Origin of the sequence: Ewingella americana (assembly GCF_006438725.1) — a bacterium.
Classification (GTDB): Bacteria; Pseudomonadota; Gammaproteobacteria; order Enterobacterales; family Enterobacteriaceae; genus Ewingella; species Ewingella americana_A.
In genome coordinates this window covers 1-18,042 of the sequence record NZ_RCZD01000009.1, presented here as the reverse complement: position 1 = coordinate 18,042, position 18,042 = coordinate 1, and the positions used below count along the sequence as shown (strand labels likewise).

At 51.5% G+C, this 18,042-nt stretch carries 14 protein-coding genes and 1 pseudogene; 7 read left to right on the top strand and 8 right to left on the bottom strand.

Going from position 1 to position 18,042, the window contains the following annotated elements; genetic code table 11:
- Positions 1-288: 288 nt before the first annotated feature.
- Entirely contained in the window at positions 289-1,170 is an 882-nt protein-coding gene (locus tag EAH77_RS16425) for an NAD(P)-dependent oxidoreductase (RefSeq protein WP_140473897.1), read from the bottom strand.
- 134 nt (positions 1,171-1,304) lie between these two features.
- Between EAH77_RS16425 and EAH77_RS16420 the strand changes: the two genes are divergently transcribed.
- Positions 1,305-1,688, top strand: coding sequence for a protein YebF (locus EAH77_RS16420; protein ID WP_241673472.1), 384 nt, complete (start codon positions 1,305-1,307; stop codon positions 1,686-1,688).
- 837 nt (positions 1,689-2,525) lie between these two features.
- Positions 2,526-4,631: a TonB-dependent siderophore receptor gene (locus EAH77_RS16415; protein ID WP_140474080.1), complete on the top strand. Its 2,106-nt coding sequence runs from the start codon at positions 2,526-2,528 to the stop codon at positions 4,629-4,631.
- A gap of 53 nt (positions 4,632-4,684) precedes the next feature.
- Here the strand turns inward: EAH77_RS16415 and EAH77_RS16410 are convergent, their stop codons facing one another.
- A complete protein-coding gene (locus tag EAH77_RS16410; protein WP_140473896.1) occupies positions 4,685-5,800 on the bottom strand; it encodes an ABC transporter substrate-binding protein in 1,116 nt (371 codons plus the stop codon).
- A gap of 47 nt (positions 5,801-5,847) precedes the next feature.
- Positions 5,848-6,402, bottom strand: coding sequence for a GNAT family N-acetyltransferase (locus EAH77_RS16405; RefSeq protein ID WP_161985817.1), 555 nt, complete (start codon positions 6,400-6,402; stop codon positions 5,848-5,850).
- 246 nt (positions 6,403-6,648) lie between these two features.
- Here EAH77_RS16405 and EAH77_RS16400 point away from each other — a divergent pair, with 246 nt between their 5' ends.
- Entirely contained in the window at positions 6,649-6,915 is a 267-nt protein-coding gene (locus EAH77_RS16400) for a DUF3811 domain-containing protein (RefSeq protein WP_140473894.1), read from the top strand.
- A 184-nt stretch (positions 6,916-7,099) separates the two neighbouring features.
- On the opposite strand, the gene bioD is transcribed toward EAH77_RS16400, so the two are convergent.
- The 3 genes from bioD to EAH77_RS16385 all read right to left on the bottom strand — a co-directional run bounded on the left by bioD (position 7,100) and on the right by EAH77_RS16385 (position 10,275).
- Positions 7,100-7,786 carry a dethiobiotin synthase gene (bioD, locus tag EAH77_RS16395; RefSeq protein ID WP_140473893.1) on the bottom strand — a complete coding sequence of 229 codons (687 nt, stop codon included), beginning with the start codon at positions 7,784-7,786 and terminating at the stop codon, positions 7,100-7,102.
- A 209-nt stretch (positions 7,787-7,995) separates the two neighbouring features.
- A complete protein-coding gene (gene mlc, locus EAH77_RS16390) occupies positions 7,996-9,216 on the bottom strand; it encodes a sugar metabolism global transcriptional regulator Mlc (RefSeq protein WP_140473892.1) in 1,221 nt (406 codons plus the stop codon).
- Between the two features lie 153 nt (positions 9,217-9,369).
- Positions 9,370-10,275 (bottom strand): LysR family transcriptional regulator, encoded by a 906-nt coding sequence (locus EAH77_RS16385; protein ID WP_140473891.1) that lies wholly within the window; start codon positions 10,273-10,275, stop codon positions 9,370-9,372.
- A gap of 130 nt (positions 10,276-10,405) precedes the next feature.
- Between EAH77_RS16385 and EAH77_RS16380 the strand changes: the two genes are divergently transcribed.
- Together EAH77_RS16380 and tus are read left to right on the top strand one after the other, a co-directional pair.
- Entirely contained in the window at positions 10,406-11,725 is a 1,320-nt protein-coding gene (locus EAH77_RS16380; protein ID WP_140473890.1) for an MFS transporter, read from the top strand.
- A gap of 150 nt (positions 11,726-11,875) precedes the next feature.
- A complete protein-coding gene (gene tus, locus EAH77_RS16375; RefSeq protein WP_140473889.1) occupies positions 11,876-12,826 on the top strand; it encodes a DNA replication terminus site-binding protein in 951 nt (316 codons plus the stop codon).
- Positions 12,827-13,130: 304 nt separating this feature from the next.
- Here the strand turns inward: tus and fumC are convergent, their stop codons facing one another.
- Entirely contained in the window at positions 13,131-14,528 is a 1,398-nt protein-coding gene (gene fumC / locus EAH77_RS16370; RefSeq protein WP_140473888.1) for a class II fumarate hydratase, read from the bottom strand.
- A gap of 299 nt (positions 14,529-14,827) precedes the next feature.
- Between fumC and manA the strand changes: the two genes are divergently transcribed.
- Positions 14,828-16,003 (top strand): mannose-6-phosphate isomerase, encoded by a 1,176-nt coding sequence (manA, locus tag EAH77_RS16365; protein ID WP_140473887.1) that lies wholly within the window; start codon positions 14,828-14,830, stop codon positions 16,001-16,003.
- Positions 16,004-16,155: 152 nt separating this feature from the next.
- Positions 16,156-17,703, top strand: coding sequence for a YdgA family protein (locus EAH77_RS16360; RefSeq protein WP_140473886.1), 1,548 nt, complete (start codon positions 16,156-16,158; stop codon positions 17,701-17,703).
- 54 nt (positions 17,704-17,757) lie between these two features.
- On the opposite strand, the pseudogene EAH77_RS16355 reads toward EAH77_RS16360, so the two are convergent.
- Positions 17,758-18,042: pseudogene (locus EAH77_RS16355) on the bottom strand (IS4 family transposase); the annotation flags it as partial.

Here is an 18,042-nt window from a genome sequence, read left to right as displayed (position 1 = left end):
AGTCATGAAATAACGCTAACACTGGCGCAGTCAGGCGCTCTAATATTTAAATGAACTAAGATATGACGTTAATTAAAAGAGAGAGATTCACGGCATTACTTTGCAAGGCGTTTATTTTATAAACATGATTTATAACGATTTTATAAAAACGAAAGAAGTCGAAAGTGGCCTATATTCAACAGATGGATGACGTTTTGCGATTAATGACTAAGGGAGTTGGGAGGATTGAGGGAAAAGGTATTTTAATGTCGCCCTCCCCTGAGGAGAGAGGAAGGCGTGAACGGAAATTTATTTTTTATCCGCACCCAGATAACGATAAACCACGCTGAGATCTTGATCGCCATAACCGGCATCGACCGCGCTTTGCCAGGTTTCGCTGATGCGTTTCATCACCGGCAACTGGCAGTTTTTACCGGCGCTCAGCGCCAGATTGATGTCTTTCAGCGCCCAGGTCAGATGCATCTGTGGCGTGTAGTCACCGCTTTTGAACATCTCCATTTTGCCTTTGATATAAGGCGCGGCTAACGGACCGCCTTCCAGCACGTCCCAGAGGTCATCAGTGGTGAAACCGAACTCATCGGCCAGTTGGGCGCTTTCGGCGATACCTTCCATCATCGAGATCAGCCAGGCATTGACCACCAGTTTCATTTTCGACGCCCTGCCCGCTTCGCCGAGCCACTTCACGCCTTTGGAGATGGCGGCAAAGACCGGCTCAACATGGGCGGCGGCGGCGCGGTCACCGCTGGCCAGTACCACAATCTGGGCATTTTCCGCCGGGGTTTTGGTCCCTGACACCGGTGCGTCGATAAAGACGGCGTCCGGGCGCTGCTGTTTGACCAGGGCGATCAGCGCCTCGGTGGCTTCCACGCCCAGGGTGCCCATCTGAGCAATCACGGCGCCCTGTTTTAGACCGGCCAGTAAACCGTCGGCGCTTTCGAACACCGTCTGCGTCGTTGGGCCGTCGGTCAGCATCGTGATCACCACATCAACGCCTTCGACCGTTTCACGCACCGTTTTTCCCTGGAGTGCACCGGCTTTAACCAGATCCTCACCCCGGGACGCTGTACGGTTCCATACGTGGGTTTCGAAGCCCTTTTTCAGCAGGTTGGCAGCAAATGCATGGCCCATGGCGCCCAGCCCGAGCACGGCGACGGTGGGTTGTTGACTCATAAAATTCTCCTCCGGGTAAAGTGAAAATGGATCATAGATCGCGTTCTATCGTAACATGCACGATTGTGACGTTATGATTTACATCGAATTAACAACTCAGTCTAAGCATGAATAGCGGCTGATCAGGAGCGAACGTGGTTGGAAATAAGAGCAAAGTGATACTCATCGGCATGATTTCAGCCATTTTTATCATCATGGTGGTGATGTTAGGGTCAGTTTACGTCTATCCGATGTGGATGCAGCGTACTACGCCGCAGGCCTGTGCCACTATTACGCCGCAAAATGCCATCGACAGCGTGACGGCTGACTTCATGCAAAACCGTATTCCCAACTGGGGCAATGACAAAGACAACATCGGTACCGCCGTACCCGTCCTGTCGTTCATCAGCGATGACGTGAAAAATGATCAGGGCACCTACCGTGTACCGTTCACGGCCAAAGGCCCGGACGGCGAACTGCATTATGTGGGGAATTTTAACTGTACGAACCACTACATCAAGTATTCGACGGTCGACTAACTGCGGTTAGTCATGGGCGGCTGCCCAAACCGGCCTTAAGGTCCAAACCTTGGGTTCCCACCCAAACTGGCCTTAAGGTCCAAACCTTGGGCTGCCGCCCAAACCGGCCTTAAGGTCCAAACCTTGGGCTGCCGCCCAAACCGGCCTTAAGGTCCAAACCTTGGGCTGCCGCCCAAACCGGCCCAAAAGGAGGCGTAAACGCGCCTCCTCTTGGAACTCCTGCGTTTTTTTAAAAAGCAGCTGCGCTGGTCACAATGGCCGTGTTTCAGGGGCCAAGACGATAGCCGCAAACTCCGCCGCTGCGCGGTCCTCTCAGTTCGGGCTTCAACCCGCGTAAAAAGACTCGCGGTTTTGCGCCTCTCCCTCGACGTCGTTTTGAACGCGGCCTCGACTTTTTTAAAGGAAAATACCCTGTCGGTTTTGATTTTGAATTTAAAGAAGCTTCGGCCGCATTCAAAAATGTCACCGGCAAGTCGGTGGAGAGACAACATTTTTACCGTTGGCTCGAACCCGCAGCCGGGAAGCCCGTCAGGGCTGACATTTTGCGGCTATATCTGTGATACCTGAAACACGGCCATCCCGATTCAGCGATAGCGCGCAGTTAAAAAACGCAGGATTGTTAAGGGCCGCGTTTACGGCCCTTGACCCGGTGTGGGCCGGCGCCCACGACCTTGAATTTGAATTTGAATTTGAATTTTAAGTTAAAATTTTAAAGGCTTTTCAAAAAAGCCGAAATTTCACTTCACATCGTGGCGATCTTAATTAGAATGCAAACCGTTATCATTTGCATTTTCAGGGAAAGTTCACGTGTCTGTTAAAAAAAATCAAAAAATTGCCATGAGCGGATTCAAAAAATCCGTACTGGCGTTGGCAATACTTCATGGGTCCCCGCTGCTGGCAGCGACGGAAACCGCCCCGCAGGCGGATACGCTGACCGTCACCGCCGCTGACAATTCTGTCTATTCGACGGATTACAGCGCCAGTCAGTCCTCTACCGCCAGCAAAAGCAATACACCACTCAATGAGACGCCGCAGTCGGTCAGCGTAGTGACGTCATCAATGATCAACGATTATCAGATGAAATCTCTCGACGACGCGATGAAGTTCGTCAGCGGCGTGACGCAAGGCAACACGCTCGGTGGCACCGAGGATGGTTTCGTCAAACGCGGTTTTGGCGCCAACAGTGATGGGTCAATTTTACTCGACGGCGTGCGCAGTAATCAGGGGCTGGGATTTAACGCCACCACCGATCACGTCGAAGTGCTGAAAGGCTCCGCGTCGTTGTTGTACGGGATCCAAAACCCCGGCGGTGTGATCAACATCATCAGTAAAAAACCGCAATATGAGTGGAATACCCAGGTCAACGGCAGCACCGGTGGTTTCGGCGGCGGCAGTGGCGGGATTGATGTCACCGGCCCGTTGGGTAACGGTTTCGCTTTCCGTATGATCGCTGAAAGGCAGTCGGAGGATTACTGGCGCAACTTCGGTAAAGATCAGCATACCCTGCTCGCTCCTTCCCTGAGTTGGTTTGGTGATAAAGCCAGTTTCAATATCAGTTATCAAGAGTACAAATACGATATTCCCTACGATCGCGGAACCGCTTTTATTAATGGCCAGCCGATTGATATCCCCTATGAGCGTCGTCTCGATGAGCAGGCAAACCACGCCTGGGGCAAAAATAAGCGCCTGAATACCACCTGGGAATACGAACTTAGCCCCGAGTGGAAAACACGCCTGACTTACGCCTGGATGCAGCGCCGTTACGACAGTAACGAAGTGCGTGCGACGGCGATCAACACCACCACCGGCGCCGTGACGCGCCGTGCGGATGCCAACCGGGGCTTCAATCATCAGACGGATTACACCGCCTGGGACTGGATCGGAAATCAGGAGATCTTCGGCATGACCCATGATCTGTTGTTGGGCGTGGATTATGAGAAGAATGAAACCTACAAGCAGTACTCTTATCGTGGAAAAGTGAACAGTCAGTTCAATATGTATAACCCGGTGTATGGCCTGTCACCGACCACTGACAGCACCACCTATAACGATAAACTGAGCAATCTGCGCAATACCCTATTCAATAAGTCCGTCTATGTGAAAGACAGTATTCACTTTACCGATCAGTGGATTGGTGTGGTGGGTGGCCGTTATCAGCATTATAACCAGAAGTCCTCTTACGGTTTTGTTGACCCAACGCAAACGCTGGACGATAGCGACAATAAGTTTCTGCCACAGCTGGGGCTGGTGTATAAGCTGACGGAAGATCTCTCATTTTATGGCAGTTTCAGCCGCTCATTTACGCCGTCAACCGATACCGATGACAACGGCAATGTGTCGCAACCAGAGCTGGGCACCACCTATGAAGTGGGCACCAAATGGCAGATTTCACCACGAGTTGACGCCACACTGGCGCTGTATCGCATTGATGAAAAAGATATGTCAGTGTTTATCAACGGTGTGACGCGCAGTATTCCTAAAGCGCGTTCGACCGGGGCTGAGCTGGAAGTGAACGGTGAGATTGCGACCGACTGGAGTGTCAGCGCCAATTACAGCTATGACAAAACCGAAATCACCGAGGACAACGTGAACCCGGCTAACGTCGGTAACCGCCTGGTGAATGCGCCAACGCAAATGGGTAGCCTGTACCTGAGCCACACACTGCGTTGGGTGCCGGTTCCGGGGGATGTGCGCATCGGTGGCGGTGCTCGTTATGTTGGTAGCCGTGCCGGAGACCCTGAAAACAGTTTCACCATGCCGTCTTACACCGTTGCAGATGCCTTTATTGCCTGGGACAGCCCGCTGTTAGGCAAACATACCCAACTGAAATTGAACATTAATAACCTGTTCGATAAGGAATATTATTCCTCCAGTGCCGGGAATCTGCGTGTCATTGAAGGCGAGCCACGCAACGTGGTGCTGTCCGCCGTGGTGGATTTCTAACCCGCCCACAGGGGGTTAATCCCCCACCTTGCGCAGAGGTGGGGGATCACCTTTTAACGTGGATGAAGCTGCGTCCAATAGGTCCCGCTAAAAGGAATGGGCAGGAACTGCGTATAGATCTCTTTTACCGTCTGCTGTGGATCGACATCCTTGAACAGTTGCGGGTAGAGCGCTTTGGCAAACACTTCGACATCCACCATATGGTACGGGCTGAGGTAGAAGTTATGCCATACCGCATAGGCCCGCCCTTCCCGGACCGGCTTCAAGTGTGAGAGCAACGGCTGTTTGTCCATCATCAGACGGAAACTCCCCTGAGCCTGCACCTCTGTAACCTGCGGCCCAAGCATGATCTCTGAGCCCGGGTTCCCCTGCGGACTCCCCATACCGGTACTGATATAGACATCAGGATCCGCGGCAATCACCGCTTCGGGATTCATCTCACCGTAGACGCTTTTGAATGCACCACGGGCGATGTTTTCCCCGCCAGCGAAATCGAGTAAATCGGCCAGGTTGCCGTGCGAAACCGTCGTGCAACAACTTTCACGGCGGCCCGGTTGCAACTGCAACATGACGCGAGTTTTCTTGCCGTGGTACTGCGCGATGCGCTGTTTTACCCGCTCCATATGCTGCTGATAAAACGTAATAAACCGGGCGGCTTTTTGCGGACTATTCAGCACGTCGCCTAACAGTTTGACACTGGGCACGGTGTTGTTGATCTGATCAACACGCAAGTCGACGTAAATCACCGGGATCCCCGCACGGGTCAGGCTGTCCAGCATCTGGTCATGGTCTGACGGCTGCTTGGCATAACGCGGAAGGATGACTAAATCCGGCTTCAGGGCGATCACTTTCTCCGGGTTCATCTGGGTGAAGTTGTTTTTTCCGAACTGAGGGATGTCAGCAATCGCGGGAAACGCTTTGACGTATAACTGCCAGCTTTGCGGATCGAGGTTTTGCATATCACCCGGCCATCCCACCACGTTTTTGGCAGGGTTACCGTCTTGTATCAGGCTCAACGTATAGAGCATCCGGCTTTCGCCGAGCACAATACGTTGAGGATTATCCGGGACGTCAACCGTTCGATCAGACAGGTCAATAACCGTTTTGGCCTGCGCCAGCCCGGAGGCAATCAGGCTTGCAAGTAACAATATCTGGCAGGAAATACGCATAACGTCTCAGAATCCAGTGATCAGGAACGAGATGATAATGATTATCGTTAATTTCCGCAATTGCCCGGTAACGTAATATCGCCGTCGCCCAGCTCCAGCTGCATCAGCACCGTGTCAATCCAGCGGCCATGTTTGAAACCTACGCTTTTGAGCGTGCCGACGATCACAAACCCCAGCGATTCATGCAGTTTTATAGAACCCACATTACTGCTGTTGCCGACGTTGGCAATCATCTGTCGCCAGCCACCTTCTGTGGCCCGCTTTACCGCTTCCTGCATTAGCCGCTTGCCAATCCCCTGACCCTGTTCAGTTTCATCGATATACACCGATCCTTCGCAGGTGAAACGGTAGGCATAACGTGGCCGGTAAGGCGCCAGATAGCAGTAGCCCAGAACCTGGTCATCGCGTTTGGCGACCAGATACGGCAGGCCTTTACTGAGGATATTTTCGCGCCGTGACAGCATTTCATCCCGCGTTGGCGGCTCTGTTTCAAAAGAGGCAATTCCATGGATCACGTGATGGGCGTAAATCTGCTGGATTTGCGCCATATCGGCAATACTTGCATCGTGAAGCGTGATGGTCTCACGCAATGAAACAGACATGATAGGTTCTCTCGTCAGGGGTAAGGTTCTCATTGTTAAAAGAAAGAATAGGCCTGGGTCAGGTAATTGGATAATAAGTAAATCTTATAGCTGAGAGTTTTTACAGCCCGATCACGGGGATGTGCTCAATAAAAAATCGCTTTGCCGGATTTTGGCAGCAACTTTAAGGATTAACGCGTTATCACTGAGTTTTTTGCACGAAAAAGGCTACACTGGAGGACACTTTCCTCACACGGATGCCCGTAAATGAAAAGATTAACTCAGCAAGATATGACGGAAAGCGAGCAGCGCGAGCTTAAAACGCTGACCGACCAGAGCCGCAAAGCGCAGGGTCGCGAACTGACCAACTCCGAAACCAACCGTATTAAAGACAACTTCATCGATAAACTCATGGAAGAAAAAGAGAAAGTTGCCGCCAAAGCCCGTGCAGAAAAACGCCGTGCCAAAGCCGTTCCTAGTACGTCTGCGACCTATGACTGGACGGCAAGAACGCATCCACGTGGCCGTCGTTAAGAGATTCAACGCTGGCTCAGCCATCTGTGCTGAGCCATCAGGTAATATCAACGCCGCATGCCCAAAGCTGCCCGTGAGCCACGGAGAAAACAGAATGAAGGGAGAAACCGTAAAAACGAGGCAATAAAAAGGCTCAGCATGCTGAGCCTCGGCGGCGGTTATCAGAAAAGCGGCCCGGAAAAGTTTAGGCCGTTTGCTCACTTTTGATATGTATCAGTGAGAGATCAATATATTTCGCCATATCGCGTGATTCCGCGCGTGGTAAATAAGGAATTTCACCAAGGAGTGGCGCGGTTATATTGGTGCCGATAGCATCAATTGTTTCCTGATAATGTGCAAGGCATGGGTTAATACGGTTTGCTACCCAGCCAACCAATGGTAAACCATCAGCAATGATTGCCTGCGCACTTAATAACGCATGGCTGACACAACCTTCCTGAATACCGACAACCAGAATAACCGGTATATTCTGCTGACGAACCCAGTCGGAATAAAAACGCTGTGGAGTGATCAATGCTCTCCAGCCATCACAGCCTTCAACCACCACGACATCCCCACCTTCACGCATAAATTTCAAACCTGCGGTCATTATTTCAAAAATATTGTCCGGGGTGTCGCTGGCATAGATATCTTCGTCCAGTAATGCTAAAGGCGTTATTTTTTCGTAAGGATAAGAAACAGATGAGGAGTTTTGCAGCGTTACCGCATCTTTATTTCGGATACCGTCTGCCAGCTCCTGGCTTCCTGTTGCGACAGGTTTATAACCCAATGCACATTTGCCCTGCGCTACTAGCGCCTGCAGCAGAGCGCGAGTCACGATGGTTTTACCTACACGAGCGTCCGTACCCGTGACGAAAAAGTGCGTTAACATGGAATTCTGGCTCCGGGATCTCTCCGTTTGACTAAGAAATTATCTCCGGCAGGTTCGCCTGAGACTGAGTGACAGGTTGAAAGTCTAGGCGATAGGATTCGAGAACGATTTGCGTTAGCGCAATGTTTTGGTCACTGAGGAGAATAATTGGCAAAATAAGATTTTTATTACTTTTAATATAAATAACTCAAGTTAATTTATAGCAATAATTAACCCTGCAATAACTTAATTAACAAGGAACCATTATACAGCGCATCTTTGACTAACGCAGCACCGGGCATTGTCCCTTTGTTATAGAATTCCGTCGATTCCAGTTTGATATTTTCACTGTAAGCCGGCAGTGACTGTTGTTGGATGCAGGACATAATCGCTGGATGCAAAATCTCTTTGGCAAAATTAAGCGGCGAGCCGATCAGGACTTTCTCAGGATTAAATAAATTTACCATGATCGCCAGAATCCGCCCGACGCTGTGACCAACGCTGACTATCACATCTCGCGCCAGTTGATCACCGCGGTTGGCGGCGTCACAAACAGCTTCGATCGTCAACGGTATCCCCTGCAGGCTTGAACCGACGGCGGTGATGAGGCGCTGGCGAACCAGATCCAAAATATTGTCGGTGCTGGCCACGGTTTCCAGGCAACCGTGGTTACCGCAGTAACAGCGTTTACCGTAAGGGTCCACCTGAGTGTGGCCAATCTCTACCACACTGCTGCTCCCCCCGTGCAGAACGCGCCCACCAGTGATAATACCGGCACCTACGTTGTGATCGATCACCACCTGAATGACGTTTTTACAACCACGTGAAGCACCGTACAACGCTTCCGCCATGGTCCAGGCACCGATGTCATGCTGCACAAACACCGGTAACCCAGTGTGTTCACCTAATGCGGTGCCAAGGGGCATCTCGTTAACATCATCATAAAACGGCATACGGTGAACCACCCCGGCACGCGCGTTAATCATGCCTGGTAAAGTGATGGCTATCGCGGTAAGGCGCTCAAGTTTGCTTTGGTGACGGATAAAGAACTGGTCCATCTCGCTGATAATGCGCTCAAGCAGCGGCAACTCAGCCTTGGCGGGCAGAGGCAACACCTCTTCTACCACTAATTTACTGCTGAGATCGCGCAGACCCAGGGTGATGGTGCCCAGACTGATACGTGCTGAAAGGTAGTGCCAGGCATCGGTGTCGAGCACCAGACCAATCGCCGGACGGCCACGGCTGCCCGGTTCCTGAAATTCCGCTTCCTGAACCAGATGCGCCTGCAACAATTCACGGACAATTTTGGTAATGCTGGCGGGAGCAAGCTGCGCTTTTTTGGAAAGTTCAATACGCGAAACTGGCCCAAACTGATCTATCAGCCGGTAAACAACACCGACGTTGGTTTGCTTGATTTGATCAATGTGTCCGGGTTGCCCATCAGGGTTCACAGAAAAAACTCCGTTATTTTTCGCGCTTCAAAATAAAGATTAATGGCTATGTTGAGGTTTTTGCCATATGCCGTCAACTTTTTGATTTGTTATGTGATTGGGTGCACATATTGGCCTCAAACCGGATAAGAATTGACTGTAAAAACAGCGCTTTCAGGGCTGCTGGTCCTGCATCATCAATTTCATGAATGCGTTAGCCGGTGCGCTAACGGGCCGGTAGCGGTGGTTAACCATCCACACTTGCGTTGTGCCCTGCTGTTTCCCAAAGCGTAAATAGCGCACACCATCAACCTGAATGCGCAAATAAGAGGCAGGTAAAATAGACACACCTAATCCGGCAGAGACCAGCCCGATAATGGTCAGCGGTTCACCGACGTCCTGAGTGATAAACGGCGTGATCCCTTGCGAATCCAGCAGCGTAAGAATGTCGTCGTACAACGAGGTTCCTGCATCTTTTGAGAAAAATACAAAAGGCTGATCCGCCAGGTGCTGAAAGGTCAGTTCACCCGCGGGTAGATTCACCAGCGGGTTGTCTTCATGCACCACGGCCACCAACGGTTCTGACAGTAACAACTGATGATTGAGGGTGTCGGGCAACTGGCGGTTACGCATGATGCCGAGATCAATGCGCCCCTCAAGCAAGGGTTCAATCTGCTGAGTACTGTTCATTTCTTCGATACGGATATTAACGTCAGGGTATAACAGGTGAAAACGCTGGATCGTGCGCTGAACGCGCCGCAAAAAAGGGGCCGATGACGTCAGCCCGAGGGTGAGATTTCCCGCTTCGCCCCGGTGAATTTTAGCAGCCTGCAAAGATGCGTCATTCACCCGGCTGATGATTTGGCGGGCCTCTTTAAGAAACATCTCCCCCGCCTGTGTCAGGCTGACATTACGATTATTACGATTAAGTAACTGAGCGCCAATATGGGCCTCCAGCGCCTGAATTTGTTGGCTGAGAGGCGGCTGCGAGATATGCAGCCTTTCCGCCGCCCGCCCAAAATGCAGCTCATCAGCAACGGCAATAAAATAACGTAAATGGCGCAGTTCAATATGATTCATGATGGCTGATTGATATCTTAAATATATTAATTCACAGAGATTAATATATTAGACAAAAGAAGTCGCCCTGTTAAAATTTTCATACATTTTAAAATTTAGTTGTATGAAATGCTTTCGCTAAGGAACTTCAGTGAACACCACAGGGCGTAAGTCTGCCGCATCAGATTCCAACCACCGTTCAGTTAATGAGGGAAAATCGGTTAACGACGACGAATTAGCGCCCGCCAGTCCCTATTCCCCGCCGACAAAAACGCCGTTTATCCGGCGCGGTACTCCTCAGTTTATTCGTGTAACCCTGGCGCTGTTTTCTGCCGGGCTGGCAACGTTTGCGCTGTTGTATTGCGTACAACCTATCTTACCTGTGCTCTCACATGACTTCGGGGTGTCGCCAGCGACCAGTAGCCTGACGCTCTCCTTATCTACAGGGTTGATGGCCGTAGGTTTGCTGTTTACCGGCCCGGTATCCGATGCTGTTGGACGTAAATCGGTGATGGTTGTCGCCCTGATGCTGGCCGCCGCCTGTACGTTGATTTGTGCTTTTATGCAGAGTTGGAATGCTATTTTGCTGATGCGCGCATTGATCGGGCTGTCATTGAGTGGCGTGGCGGCGGTTGCCATGACTTATCTGAGTGAAGAGATCCACCCCAGCGTGGTGGCTTTTTCGATGGGCCTCTATATCAGCGGGAATTCGATCGGCGGCATGAGCGGGCGTCTGGTCAGTGGCGTACTGACTGATTTCTTCTCATGGCGTATTGCGGTGGCGGTTGTCGGCCTGTTTGCGCTCGCGGCGGCCATTATGTTCTGGCGTATTTTACCGCCATCGAAGCATTTCCGCGCCAGCTCGTTGAAACCTCGCAAAATGCTGATTAACTTTAAGCTACATTGGCGCGATAGCGGTCTGCCGATGCTGTTCGTCGAAGGTTTTCTGCTCATGGGCAGCTTCGTCACCATGTTTAATTACATTGGTTATCGGTTACTCAGCTCGCCCTATCATCTCAGCCAGGCAGTCGTCGGGGTGTTATCGGTGGTGTATTTGATGGGGACATACAGTTCACCGAAAGCTGGCGCACTGACCGCCGTTTACGGCCGCGGCCCGGTGCTGATTGGATCCACCTCGATGATGTTGGCAGGGATCCTGATCACGTCGTTTGCTTCTGTATGGGCCATTTTCGCCGGTATGATCCTCGTTACCGGCGGTTTCTTTGCTGCGCACTCCGTAGCGAGTGGCTGGATTGGTCGCCGCGCCCGGCGAGCTAAAGGACAGGCTTCGTCGCTGTATTTGTTCTCGTATTATACCGGTTCCAGCGTGGCCGGGACCTTGGGCGGATATTTCTGGAACAGCTTTGGCTGGTATGGCATCACCACTTTTATCAGTCTAATGCTCATCGCGTCGATAATTGTCGCTTACAGGCTAATGCGCCTGCCGGAAGCGCGACCGATCATTGCCTGAAGTGGACTCACCGTGCACTATAGAGGGCGTTCGCGCCCTTTTCCCTCCTGTCAGACACTTATCCACCGAACTTTAACGCTTCTCTAAGATTGAGGTGTGCACATTGATTACTTTATACCACACTGTATGTTGTAACTAAATGGAGGCTGTATGGCCCACTATGACCTTATTGCTCGTATGAATGAGTGTTTCAACGAACTGGAACTGGCTCTGGCGGATCTCAGCCGTTTATTGAAACAACTCGATTTATTGCAGGCTCGCGTCTTCAGCCTGCCCGATATTGCCAAAGGTGCAGAGCACAACCCTGCCGACCGTATTCAGGTCACCCCCCATGTTGGTGAGGCCGCTCACCAGTTGGCATTACAACATTTTCAGAATCTGTTTATTCATCATCAGGGGGAGAACATCAGCAGCAAATCCGCCGTTCGTCTGCCCGGTGTGTTGTGCTATGCGGTCGATGCCTCAGAACAGATGGCCGCCCTGCTGTTGATTGAAGAGGTGAATAAGTTGAAGGCTGAGCTGGAACATATTGTGACGGTGGAATCGGGTCTGGCACGCGAACAGCGCTTCGAGTTTGTGCATAGCCACCTGCGCGGGCTGATCACGCTGAATGCTTACCGGTCGATATCTTTTTTGCATGACCCGGATTCCGTGCGGTTTGGCTGGGCCAATAAGCACATTATCAAGAATGTCCGCCGCGATGAGATACTGGCGCAGCTCGAAAAAAGCCTGAATGCCGGGCGTTCGGTGCCGCCTTACAGCCGCGAACAGTGGATAGACAACATCACGCGTGAGATGAACGATGTTCAGCGAATTCCCGAAAATGCGGTGCTGAAAATCAAACGGCCAGTGAAGGTCCAACCCATAGCCCGCGTTTGGTATCGCAACAGCCAAAAACAGGTACAACATCCCTGCCCGATGCCGCTGATAGCATTGTGTTTGAAAGCACCAAATGTTCACGTACCGAAACTCGGTGAGTTAAACGATTATGACGTGGCCGCAGTGAAGCATAAATACAAGCCGGAGGCACAGCCGCTTAACCTGCTGGTTAAGCGCTTGCACTTGTATACGGATTGGTCTGTTGATCAAACTTCAGTTTGATTTTTAATTTCAACTTCAACTTCAACTTCAACTTCAAAACCGTGGGCGCCGGCCCACACCGGGGTAAGGGGATTTAAACGAATCCCCTTACCCATCCCGCGTTTCTCCGGCGCCATTTTTGAATGCGGCCGAAGCTGCTTTAAATTCAAAATCCAAAACCAACACGGTGTTTGTCTTTAAAAATGTCGAGGCCGCGTTCAAAACGACGTCGACGAGTTGTCATTAAAACAAAAAAGCGAACCCAGATCGCAATCTGGGCTCGCTCAAAATTAGCCTTTAAAAGGTGATTAGACTGAATCCCGTTTTATCCCTTCATGCTTCCTACCATCGCTTCAGGTCTTACCCACTCGTCGAATTGAGCGTCGGTCAGGTAACCGAGTTTTAGCGCTGCGTCTTTCAGGGTCAGGCCCTCTTTGTGGGCTTTCTTGGCGATTTCAGCCGCTTTGTCATAACCAATATGAGTATTGAGCGCCGTCACCAGCATCAGTGATTCGTTGAGCAACTGAGTGATGCGGTCACGCACAGGCTCAATACCCACGGCGCAGTGTTCATTGAAGCCGCGCATACCGTCAGCCAACAGGCGAATGGACTGCAGGAAGTTGTGGATCACCATCGGACGGAACACGTTCAGCTCAAAGTTCCCGGAAGCGCCGCCGATATTCACAGCCACGTCATTGCCCAGCACCTGCGCGCACAACATGGTCATGGCTTCGCACTGTGTCGGGTTCACTTTGCCCGGCATGATGGAACTGCCTGGCTCGTTTTCAGGAATAGCAATCTCACCGATGCCGCAACGCGGGCCAGAGGATAACCAGCGAACATCATTCGCAATTTTCATCAATGAAGCCGCCAGACCTTTCAGCGCGCCGTGGCCGTGGACCAGTGCATCACAGGTGGCCAGCGCTTCGAATTTATTCGGCGCAGTCACAAACGGCTGTTTGGTTGCTTCAGCCAGCGCTTTGGCAACGCGCACCGCGTATTCAGGATGGGTATTCAACCCGGTTCCTACCGCCGTCCCGCCCAGTGCCAATTCGGCAATATGCGGAATGCTGGCTTCGATATGCACCCGATTATGTGCCAGCATCGCGACCCAGCCGGAAATCTCCTGGCCCAGCGTCAGGGGCGTGGCGTCCTGCAAGTGGGTGCGGCCAATTTTAACGATGTCTTTGAAAGCATCAGATTTCGCTGCCAGCGTCTTGTGCAGCGCTTTCAGCTCAGGCAATAACGTTTCGCGCAGTTCAATCACGGCTGCAACGTGCATGGCCGTCGGGAAGACGTCGTTGGAACTTTGGCTTTTGTTTACATCATCGTTCGGATGAATTTTACGCCCTTCGCCACGCTCGCCACCGAGGATCTCGCTGGCCCGGTTTGCCAACACTTCGTTCATATTCATATTCGTTTGCGTACCCGAACCGGTCTGCCAGATAGCCAGCGGGAACTCAGTCGGGTGCTGCCCTGCCAGCACTTCATCGGCAGCGGCAATAATGGCATTGCCGCGCTCGGCCGGTAGCAGGCCTAAGTCCATGTTAACCACTGCGGCTGCCCGCTTAGTTTGCGCGAGCGCGTGGATCAATGCCTCCGGCATTTTTTCAGAAGAGATACGGAAATGTTCGAGTGAACGCTGCGTTTGAGCGCCCCAGAGCTTATCGGCTGGTACGTCTATAGGACCCATTGAGTCTTTTTCAATGCGAGTCGCCGCCATAACTTTCTCCTTCTATCCCCTTCCGTCTTGATGTTAGGGATACGTTTTATGAATATTTCTGTTTATTTGCAGGGTTTACCGCCGCACGCTCCCACGCAACGTAATCGGCTGGCGGCCCGTCGATTATAGTGACATATAAGCCAGACGTATAATTGCAGGCCATCAGATGTGCGAGATTTTGCACACACCGCATTTTTTCATCATCAGGAGTTGCTTATGCGGCGCGGGTCATTGTTTACTACGCGGCAGAGTTTTTATTTACTTTTATCCCTGATGTAAGCGGGAATTTAGGACCAAATATGCAAAAAATGAACAATGGCGTACAGAATTACGCCTGGGGCAGTACAGATGCATTAACCCATTTGTACGGCATTGCTAATCCCGATGGCAAGCCGATGGCCGAATTGTGGATGGGTGCGCACCCGAAAAGCAGCTCTTATGTCAAGAATGCTGCAGGTCAGGAAATAAGCCTGCGCGCACAAATCAGCGCCAATCTGCAACAGCAACTCGGTAAGAAAGTCGCTGAGCGTTTCGGTGAATTGCCTTTCCTGTTTAAAGTGCTGTGCGCCGATCAGCCCCTCTCCATTCAAGTTCATCCAAGCAAACGCGCTGCCGAAATTGGCTTCGCGAAAGAGAACGCGGCCGGTATTGCACTCGATGCTGCAGAGCGTAATTACAAAGATCCTAACCATAAACCTGAACTGGTTTATGCCCTGACGCCTTTCCAGGCGATGAACGGTTTTCGCGAATTAAGTGATATCGTCTCTCTGCTGCAACCGGTATCGGGCGCCAACCCGCACATTGCTGAATTCCTTACCTACCCTGATGTCGACCATCTGCGCACCCTGTTCGCCGGTTTGCTGAGTCTGGAAGGGGACGCCAAATCACTGGCACTTGGCGTGCTGAAATCCGCGCTAAACAACCAGCAGGGCCAGCCGTGGGACACTATCCGTAGCATCAGCGCGTTTTATCCTGATGACAGCGGCCTGTTCTCCCCCTTGCTGCTCAATGTCATCACTCTGCAACCGGGTGAAGGCATGTTCCTGTATGCCGAAACCCCGCATGCTTATCTGAGCGGGGTTTCGCTCGAAGTCATGGCCAATTCCGACAACGTGCTGCGCGCCGGTCTGACACCTAAATATATTGATATCCCCGAATTACTGGCTAACCTCAAATTCACGGCAAAACCTGCCGCTGATTTGCTGACCACGCCGGTAGAGCATGGTGCAGAACTCAACTTCCCTATTCCGGTCGACGATTTTGCTTTCTCGATTCACACCCTGTCAGCCACTGAGCAAACACTGGCGCAGCAGAGTGCTGCGATTGTCTTCTGTATTGAAGGCCAATCAGTGCTGGTGAAAGGGGAAGAGACCGTGGTGCTCAAGCCGGGTGAATCCTGCTATCTGTCAGCCAGCGAATCACCGGTGAATATCAGTGGGAATGGCCGAGTTGCACGGGTATTCAACCAGCTCTGATGGAATAAGCCGTAGATAAAAAAGAGGGTTGATGAGGCGAAATCTCTCTTTTTAGTGAAAAATTTGCCATTTAGGTCCTATCTCACCCACAATAAATGGCGCTCTAAAAGCGTCATTTAATTTCGGGACATTTTCTAAGGATGAACAGAACTATGAAAAAATCGTTAGTCGCTGTAAGCGTCATTGTGGTCATTGGCGCGGCCTGGACAGGCGTCTCGTGGTATACCGGTAAGATGATCGAGCAGCATATGGCCGACGTTGCGACCAATGCCAACAGCCAGCTCCAGTCGTCATTCCCCAAAGCCGGGGTTAACGTTTCCTATCAGGATTACCACCGTGGCCTGTTCAGCAGCCAGGTGCGTATCGTCCTGAAACCTGATGCAGCCGCCGCCGCCGCCGGAACCAGCGCGCTGAAAACCGGTGATGAAATTGCTTTTATCGAAACTATCGATCACGGCCCTTTCCCTGCTGCCCAGCTAAAAAAACTCAATCTGATCCCAAGCATGGCGTCAGTGCATTCTGAACTGCAAAACACCCCAACGCTGAAACCGCTGTTTGACGTAACCAAAGGCAAATCTCTGGTCACAGCAGATACTCGCGTCTCTTACAACGGTGGCAGTTCTTCAGCGATCAATATCATTGCCGTTGATTACGACAAGAACAACAGCAAGCTGCAATTTGGCGGGGCTGACATCAATGTCGCCGTTGATAAAGACCTGACCAAAATGACCCTGGATGCAAAAAGCGACAGTATTGCGCTGACCTCGCAGAACCAGTTCGGCCAGCTTGAAAAAGTGACGCTTAACGGGTTTAGCATGGACAGCGACACCCATCAGGGCAAGTTTAAAGTCAGCGTAGGCGACCAGAATCTGACCGTTAAACAAATCCTGGTGAATGTCGATGGTAAAGATGCAGCGTCACTGGACAACTTTAAGCTGGTCAGTAAATTCAGCGAAAACGGCACTAACATCCAGGGCCAGCAGGATTACACCCTCGATGCGCTGAAAATTCAGGGTGCGGATTTCGGTTCAGGCAAACTGACGATTAAACTCAGCGGTCTTGACGGCGCGGCGCTGAAAACCTTCTCTGACAGCTACAACCAGCAGTCCCAGCAATTACTGGCACAGGCGGGTGATATTGACCCGGCAGTTTACCAGCAACAGGCGACTGAATTGCTGATGGCTAACCTGCCGCTGTTGCTCAAAGGCAACCCTGGCATCAGCATCTCCCCGCTGAGCTGGAAAAACAGCAAAGGCGAAAGCAGCTTCAATCTGCAACTTGACCTGAAAAATCCGGCTGCCGGTTCTCAGGCGCAGAGTGGTGATCAACTGATTTCACAATGGGTAAGCAAAGTTGACGCTAAACTGACCATTCCGGTGGCGATGGCCACCGAGATGACCATCCAGACCGCAAAACTTCAGGGTTATACCGGTGACGACGCCGAGAAGCTGGCTAAACAGCAGGTTCAGGGCGTTGCCGCGATGGGCCAGATGTTTAAAATTACCACGCTGAAAGATGACACCATCTCCAGCAGCTTCCAGTATGCCGACAACCAGGTGAACCTGAACGGCCAGAAAATGACCCTTCAGGAATTCGCCGGCCTGTTTGGCATCTTCGGCGGTAATGCCGTTGCGCCACAAACTGAAGCACCAGCGCCATTGGCACCACCGGTCGCACCTGTCGCGCCGAACGCTCAATAAGCACTGACTGAAAGCACCATGCAAAAGCCCGTCTCAGGACGTAATGCCGTTCACTTAAGCCTCACGTGACTTAAAACTGAACGGATATTTAGGTGGTATGTAAAGCACTGTACGATCGTATCGTCGGTGCTTTCTTTTTTCCGGAAGGATAAACGCTTTTACATTTTCCCTCATTCCTTTCAGATGCTTAGGGATGTTTCCCGCAGCACCTTTACCGCTCACTCTGACCTGCGATACCAGGATATTTAATGCCGCAACAAAGCTAATTCGCGTCGGTATGACTCCAGCCTCCCCTGCTATATCAACCATTTCCTTTCTCAGCAGATTATAGGAGACCAG

Bases quoted from the DNA above. Each gene is read 5' to 3' on its own strand.
- tus (WP_140473889.1), top strand. From the start codon at position 11,876: ATGGCCCACTATGACCTTATTGCTCGTATGAATGAGTGTTTCAACGAA.
- bioD (WP_140473893.1), bottom strand. From the start codon at position 7,786: ATGTTAACGCACTTTTTCGTCACGGGTACGGACGCTCGTGTAGGTAAA.
- EAH77_RS16360 (WP_140473886.1), top strand. From the start codon at position 16,156: ATGAAAAAATCGTTAGTCGCTGTAAGCGTCATTGTGGTCATTGGCGCG.
- EAH77_RS16415 (WP_140474080.1), top strand. From the start codon at position 2,526: ATGAGCGGATTCAAAAAATCCGTACTGGCGTTGGCAATACTTCATGGG.
- EAH77_RS16385 (WP_140473891.1), bottom strand. From the start codon at position 10,275: ATGAATCATATTGAACTGCGCCATTTACGTTATTTTATTGCCGTTGCT.
- EAH77_RS16410 (WP_140473896.1), bottom strand. From the start codon at position 5,800: ATGCGTATTTCCTGCCAGATATTGTTACTTGCAAGCCTGATTGCCTCC.
- EAH77_RS16425 (WP_140473897.1), bottom strand. From the start codon at position 1,170: ATGAGTCAACAACCCACCGTCGCCGTGCTCGGGCTGGGCGCCATGGGC.
- manA (WP_140473887.1), top strand. From the start codon at position 14,828: ATGCAAAAAATGAACAATGGCGTACAGAATTACGCCTGGGGCAGTACA.
- EAH77_RS16400 (WP_140473894.1), top strand. From the start codon at position 6,649: ATGAAAAGATTAACTCAGCAAGATATGACGGAAAGCGAGCAGCGCGAG.
- fumC (WP_140473888.1), bottom strand. From the start codon at position 14,528: ATGGCGGCGACTCGCATTGAAAAAGACTCAATGGGTCCTATAGACGTA.
- EAH77_RS16405 (WP_161985817.1), bottom strand. From the start codon at position 6,402: ATGTCTGTTTCATTGCGTGAGACCATCACGCTTCACGATGCAAGTATT.